Here is a 6,249-nt window from a genome sequence, read left to right on the forward strand (position 1 = left end):
CTTTAAAAAAGAATCGAACAATACCCCAAAGAAAAATTGTGATAACCGGATACCCGACAATACAGCTATAAAAAAACCACTCCGGCATTCCCCAAACATATGAATATTGTTCGGGATCACCTTCGCCCATTCCGTATCCGAAAACGAACCACCAGACAAAATACAGAGCATATGCTCCCAAAGAGAGCAAAGCCTCTTTATTTGCCTGAGCAAACCGCCAGTCCTGTTTCTGTTTACTCACAACTACCCCAACAAAATGTTTACGTTATGAAACACAATTTTCAGCACATCAAATATTGCCCATGACCCTAACTGGACAAAGCTTCTTGGTGCGCTTCTTCATTGAGTTTCATGAATTTTCTATTAAAAAATTGCTGGTGAAACAATTTGATTCCCAACAAAGCAAAATACCGTCAATTGCTTGCTGCCTTCTGCCTCAAACCACCTCAGAAAACAAGTGAAGGGGCAGCATTTCCCCATCTTTTTTGCTCACACATCTCTTTTTAAAACCAGACATCACATTTTGCTCATACGAGTAGCTTTTTCTTACAGCAATGTAATGCAACGGTAAGCAAGTCGATTTTACGTTTTATAAAGAAAGATAAATCCGCTGCTAACTTCTCAGCGATTTTATAATAATTATATGTCGTTCCTTTTTATCGTATTACTAAGCTGGGATAAAAAAGAATAATGCCCCCGACTCTAAGCGTAAAAGAAAATAGCATTCGAAAATTACAACTCAGTCATACTTTGCATTTCTTATTGCGCTCCCGACTTTTCCAATGCAAATAATGATCAATTGTTTTTCAATTTTTCACAGTCAATTTTATAGTCGGAAACTATATGAAAAATGCAAAACCTCCCTTAACAACCTATTTGTCAACGAACGGTCATCTTCGACCCTTTGTCCAACTTTCCGTCGTTGTCCCCTTCTTTAACGAAAAAGATGTTCTCCCTTTATTTCATGAACGCCTTACAGCTGTTCTTGATGCTCTTAAACAAGAAACTGAAATCATCTATATAGATGACGGCAGCACAGATAACAGTGCAGATATCGTCAATTTTGCAGCACCTACATCAAGCACCGTCAGATGCATATCACTAAGCAGAAACTTTGGAAAAGAAGCAGCCATGACAGCCGGCCTCAAATACACTTGCGGCGAAGCTGTGATCATTCTTGATGCTGATCTGCAAGATCCGCCTGAACTTATTCCGCAAATGCTTGAGAAGTGGAAAGAAGGATATGACGTAGTTAACATGCAACGTGCGGTTCGACATGGTGAAACGAAATTCAAACGATTTTCAGCAGCAGCATTCTATAAAGTAATCAACTTTCTATCTGACCTTGATATTCCAGAAAATGTTGGTGACTTCAGGCTTCTTAGCCGGACAGTCGTTAACCATATCAACGAACTGCCCGAAAAAAACCGGTACATGAAGGGTCTGTTCTCATGGCCGGGTTTCGTGCAGGCAACCATACAGTTTGATCGAGATCCCCGTTTCAGCGGAGAAACCAAGTGGAACTACTTCAAACTCATGGGTCTTGCCATGAACGGCATTACCTCGTTCTCTATCCGTCCATTAAGAATTGCAACGCTGCTGGGAGCTCTTATTGCCTCAGGCGCTTTTCTCTATGGGATATGGGTCGTCATTAAAACATTAGCACTGGGTGATCCTGTCCAAGGCTATCCGTCACTCATGGTTGTTCAATTAGGATTAGGAGGCGTTCAACTCCTTTGTATAGGATTACTGGGAGAATACATCGGCAGAATTTTTATTGAATCTAAGGGACGCCCCTCATTCGTCATTAAAACAATTAACGACCATCCTGCAAAAGAGAAAGAGAAGAAAGAAATACAATGCGCTTAAAAACTTCACACTTGCTAATGTTTCTCGCACTGTTTCTTGCTCTGAGACTCTTATCTCTCGGCATGTATCCTTTGATGGATACAACAGAAGCTCGATATGGAGAAATGGCTCGCCTCATGGTGGAGACAGGTAACTGGCTGACCCCGCAATTTGATTACAAGGTACCCTTTTGGGGCAAGCCACCTCTGTTCACATGGATGAGTGCCGCAGGCATTAAGGTATTTGGTCAATCTGAATTCGCAATTCGCTTCCCGCACTGGCTTGCGGGGCTTATTACAATTCTCATCACAATGGCCTTTGCCCACCGCCAGAAAATTAACGCTTTGCTCACTGGAATTGTGTTAGCAACTTGCGGAATGTTTTTTATCTCCAGCGGATCAGTGATGACAGATATGGCCCTGACCTTTTCTACAACAGTGACCATGCTCTCATTCTACCTGTGCTGGAAGGGAAACAGAAAATGGGGTTACCTAGCCTTTGCAGGATTGGGAATAGGGCTACTCGCGAAAGGCCCAGTTGCTATTGTAATTGCCGCTATAGGATTCTATCCTTTTCTTGCAATCCAACACGGCCCGCTACGAGCATTTACAGAATTCTGGAAAAGAACTCCCATACTAAGTGGAATAGGAATAATGCTCGCCATTAGCCTGCCATGGTACCTAATGGCTGAAAAAGCGACCCCGGGATTTTTAGAATACTTCATACTTGGAGAACACTGGAAGCGATTCATGGTTCCTGGGTGGGAAGGAGACCTTTACGGTTCTGCACATGACAGGCCGCATGGAATGATCTGGCTTTTCGGCTTCCTAGCTGCTTTGCCATGGTCCATAGTACTTCCGGTTATGCTTTGGAGAAAGTGGAAGAATACAAGCGGTAATATTCAAATATCGCCACTGGCTACTTTCCTTTTCACATGGATGCTTGCACCAATGCTTCTTTTTACGTTTGCAGGTAATATTCTTCCAACATACGTATTACCGGGAATTCCTGCACTCGGTCTGTTGTGCGCCAGCATGTTTACACTGAATGATGAAAAATATTTCTCGATTTTTTGTCGGATGATGCCTATTGGAATGCTCACCGCATTACTTGTCGTGATAATTTTCGTTGGAGATAGTGCAAGCGACAAAGTTTTATTTGAAAAGGCTGATAAGTCGTTACCTATATATTATATTCGTAAACGCCCATTTTCGGGACAATACTACAGTAACGGGAAGGCCGTCGTTCTACAAAAAACAGAAACACTTAGCGAACTTCAAACCCCTTATTATTTGCTAGGAAAAAAGAACGACTTGGATAAGTTCTTTGCTCATAACAAACTAGACTGCACAATGGCCGCAGAATCTCCAAAACGACAACGCTACATATGCAACTGATAAATTTACCGCCAATAGTACTTTTTGCGCTTGTCGGAGGCATTGGCTTCATCGTGGATATGGCCATCTTTGCCGTTCTTCTAGAGTTAGCCGCCATACCTCCGCTTGCAGCAAGAATTCTTGCATTTATAGGAGCAGCTACTACAACATGGATTGGTAACAGAGTGCTGACGTTTAAACACCGGCCTCAGTCTCCACGTTTCTACCAGTGGAAAAAGTTTATGGCAGTAGCAAGTTTTTCAGCACTGCCTAACATCGCTGTGTTTCGAATTACAATGCATTCTCTGCCGTCCACACCGTTGTCTCCATATGCGGCACTCCTTTTGGGAGTACTCGTTGGCATGGTAAGCAATTACCTTCTAAGTTCACGCTGGGTGTTTTCTGCAAAATAGCCTTATGGCTAACCTACATGTAGGTTAAGGCTATATTTGTTGAAAACACCCGCGGGAACGTAACTTATTCTTCGTCTGTTTTTGCCTCAACAAAATACCAGGCATTTTCTCCCATTTTTTCAGCAATTGAATCAAACTGACTACGAACATGACCAAGGTCATCTGTCATCCCTGAAAAATCCCATTTCTCTCCACTCTTTCGATGCACAAGTACAGCCAACGGCTCATGCGTAACCCCATCTAAAAAGACAACCTCGTATTGCAATACACCAACACCACGATCTACAGACGTCAGCAACTTCTCAACTGTTCATGATTACATGTTTCTGTTGGATCTTCGTAAGTTAAAGTTCAAAAAACGGCATAAGATGCTAACTCGATCAGCACATTATTACTCTCCACGGCGTTATAAATAAAAAATAGCCTAAAACGGATTACGTATAATCTATTCAGAATTTCACAGTACATTCTCTGAAAGAAAGAGATTACGGTTGGTAAAAACCTTTTTTCCGTAAAATAATTAACAATACGAGTACATAACAGACACCATTAGTGAGTAGCTTTTTATATACTTATCTATCTTTTTCATTAAGCTCTCCATGTGGAAGTCGATAGGCTATATATAGGAGGCGTTATGCAAATTAACTCATCAAACAATTCAATTCTAGACAAGCAGCTCGTATTAAAAACTCAAACCTCTCAACGAGCCACACAAGCTAAACTCCACAGTCAAAAAATAAACAAAACTACTATAGATTCTGCAGCGCAAAATATTCTCGGAAAAACAATCACGACTGAAAATACGCCTGTATACCTTGAGAACACCATGGCTTCAAAAGGAACCGCTTTTACAAAAGAAATAATTTCTATCATAGACGAGCGTGTCCAAGCCGTTGCTACGCTTGTTGCTGAGGGGGTCGACAAAACAGCAGCAAAATACGCTGTCGCTGGCGAATCGGCTCGTAAGGGCGCTGCTGCAATGGGCAACTTTAAAAGCGAAAAAGCTAACGAAGTATTGGAAAAAAGCACAGAAAAAACAAAAGAAGAAGAAGAGCAACAAGAAACCGAAAATTCAGAAGAAATTGTTGAAGAACAAATTGAAGTGACTAAAACAGATCCTTCTTCTGGAGAGCGTGTTAAGGAAGTGAAAGTAGTTAGAAAAGTGCGCGCAGCAGCTAAATCAACTTCTACTGCTGACATAGATACAAAAGTACAACCCGTAAAAGCTGTTAAGGGGCAAAAAGTAAACATTAGAGTTTAGTAATTCTTCGCCCAGCATTTTGACATATTTCCAAATATTATTTTCGGCTTTTTTATGTACAGTTACTTAGTGATACGTTGTCATATTAGATCTAACACTTAGTTCAATTGGCGATTTGTTGGATCTAATATGAGCTATAAAGTCTCCTAGACGGCTCTTTGCTATGGAAGAAGAGCCTTCTCTATAGGCTTACATACATGTTCTTCGTGCACGTCCTGATCATGATGACCTACTGCAAGTAGACCGACAATACGTAAGGATAAGTCAATACCTACCAATTCTTTCACCTATCTCATCGTACATAACAGCCTCTCTTGGTAAGAACCTGTCTATATATTTATATTTTTTATTAAGCTCTTCATATGAAAGTCGATAGGCTATACATAGGAGGCTTTATGCAAATCAATTCATCGAACAATTCAATTCTAGACAAGCAACTCGTATTAAAAACTCAGACGTCCCCAAAAGCCACTCAAGCTAAATCTGACAGTCAAAAAATAAACAAAACGACTATAGATTCTGCAGCGCAAAATATTCTTGAGAAAACAATCGAAACTAAAAATTCGCCTGTATACCTTGAAAACACTCAGGCTTCAAAAGGAACTGCTTTTACAGAAGAGATCGTTTCAATCATAAACGAACGCGTCCAAGCAGTTGCTACGCTTGTTGCTGAGGGAGTCGACAAAACAGCAGCAAAATACGCTGTAGCTGGCGACTCAGCTCGTAAGGGTGCTATTGCAATGAATAACTTTAAAAGCGAAAATGATAGCGAGGTATTGGAAAAAAGCACTGAAGAAACAAAAGAAGAAAAAGAGCAACAAGAAACCGAAAATTCAGAAGAAATTGTTGAAGAAGAAATTGAAGTGACCAAAACAGATCCTTCTTCTGGAGAGCGTGTTAAGGAAGTGAAAGTAGTTAGAAAAGTACGCGCAGCAGCTAAATCAACGTCTACTGCTGACATAGATACAAAAGTACAACCCGTAAAAGCCGTTAAAGGGCAAAAAGTTAACATTAAAGTTTAGTAATTCTTCGCCCAACATTTTGACTTACTTACAAATATTATTTTCGGCTTTTTTATGTACAGTTACTTAGTGATACGTTGTCATATTAGATCTAACACATAGTGCAATTGGCGATTTGTTGGATCTACTATGAGCTATAAAGTCTCCTAGACGGCTCTTTGCTGACCAATATAACCTTGCTCGATACTTGGCCAAGAGGATTGCCTGTATTTCCGCTCACCAAACCGGCAAGTTAAATTTTACACTTCGCCGCCTGAAAAATAAAAAAGTGATCCTGCTACAAACTTGTGGACACATAGTTAAGCCATTATCCTGAATGAAAGAGGAGA

The 6,249-nt window shown here is 40.7% G+C and carries 8 protein-coding genes; 5 read left to right on the forward strand and 3 right to left on the reverse strand.

Annotation, left to right across the window (positions count from 1 at the left end; translation table 11 throughout):
• Nucleotides 1-241: YhdT family protein (locus QZY95_RS05395; RefSeq protein ID WP_290920274.1), on the reverse strand; the 241-nt coding region annotated here is incomplete at its 3' end.
• A 602-nt stretch (nt 242-843) separates the two neighbouring features.
• Between QZY95_RS05395 and QZY95_RS05400 the strand changes: the two genes are divergently transcribed.
• From QZY95_RS05400 to QZY95_RS05410, 3 genes are read left to right on the forward strand one after another with little or no spacing between them, the layout of a single operon-like run.
• Nucleotides 844-1,869, forward strand: coding sequence for a glycosyltransferase family 2 protein (locus tag QZY95_RS05400; RefSeq protein ID WP_290920277.1), 1,026 nt, complete (start codon nt 844-846; stop codon nt 1,867-1,869).
• On the forward strand, nt 1,860-3,245 hold the full coding sequence (locus QZY95_RS05405) for a glycosyltransferase family 39 protein (protein WP_290920280.1): 1,386 nt from the start codon (nt 1,860-1,862) through the stop codon (nt 3,243-3,245). The genes QZY95_RS05400 and QZY95_RS05405 overlap by 10 nt, the downstream gene beginning before the upstream one ends.
• Complete coding sequence (locus QZY95_RS05410) at nt 3,236-3,637, forward strand: GtrA family protein (protein WP_290920284.1); 402 nt, start codon at nt 3,236-3,238, stop codon at nt 3,635-3,637. The genes QZY95_RS05405 and QZY95_RS05410 overlap by 10 nt, the downstream gene beginning before the upstream one ends.
• A gap of 64 nt (nt 3,638-3,701) precedes the next feature.
• Here QZY95_RS05410 and QZY95_RS05415 read toward each other — a convergent pair whose 3' ends face one another.
• On the reverse strand, nt 3,702-3,935 hold the full coding sequence (locus tag QZY95_RS05415) for a hypothetical protein (RefSeq protein ID WP_290920287.1): 234 nt from the start codon (nt 3,933-3,935) through the stop codon (nt 3,702-3,704).
• Nucleotides 3,936-4,271: 336 nt separating this feature from the next.
• Here QZY95_RS05415 and QZY95_RS05420 point away from each other — a divergent pair, with 336 nt between their 5' ends.
• On the forward strand, nt 4,272-4,898 hold the full coding sequence (locus QZY95_RS05420; protein ID WP_290920289.1) for a hypothetical protein: 627 nt from the start codon (nt 4,272-4,274) through the stop codon (nt 4,896-4,898).
• A 161-nt stretch (nt 4,899-5,059) separates the two neighbouring features.
• On the opposite strand, the gene QZY95_RS05425 is transcribed toward QZY95_RS05420, so the two are convergent.
• Complete coding sequence (locus tag QZY95_RS05425) at nt 5,060-5,185, reverse strand: hypothetical protein (protein WP_290920292.1); 126 nt, start codon at nt 5,183-5,185, stop codon at nt 5,060-5,062.
• A 108-nt stretch (nt 5,186-5,293) separates the two neighbouring features.
• Between QZY95_RS05425 and QZY95_RS05430 the strand changes: the two genes are divergently transcribed.
• Entirely contained in the window at nt 5,294-5,920 is a 627-nt protein-coding gene (locus QZY95_RS05430) for a hypothetical protein (protein ID WP_290920294.1), read from the forward strand.
• Nucleotides 5,921-6,249 lie beyond the last annotated feature (329 nt).

It is taken from the genome of Halodesulfovibrio sp., assembly GCF_015482765.1.
In the GTDB taxonomy this organism is placed as follows: domain Bacteria; phylum Desulfobacterota; class Desulfovibrionia; order Desulfovibrionales; family Desulfovibrionaceae; genus Halodesulfovibrio.

What these genes read in the sequence shown, in the direction of transcription:
- QZY95_RS05400 (WP_290920277.1), top strand. Translation starts at nt 844, where the DNA reads ATGAAAAATGCAAAACCTCCCTTAACAACCTATTTGTCAACGAACGGT.
- QZY95_RS05410 (WP_290920284.1), top strand. Translation starts at nt 3,236, where the DNA reads ATGCAACTGATAAATTTACCGCCAATAGTACTTTTTGCGCTTGTCGGA.
- QZY95_RS05420 (WP_290920289.1), top strand. Translation starts at nt 4,272, where the DNA reads ATGCAAATTAACTCATCAAACAATTCAATTCTAGACAAGCAGCTCGTA.
- QZY95_RS05430 (WP_290920294.1), top strand. Translation starts at nt 5,294, where the DNA reads ATGCAAATCAATTCATCGAACAATTCAATTCTAGACAAGCAACTCGTA.
- QZY95_RS05405 (WP_290920280.1), top strand. Translation starts at nt 1,860, where the DNA reads ATGCGCTTAAAAACTTCACACTTGCTAATGTTTCTCGCACTGTTTCTT.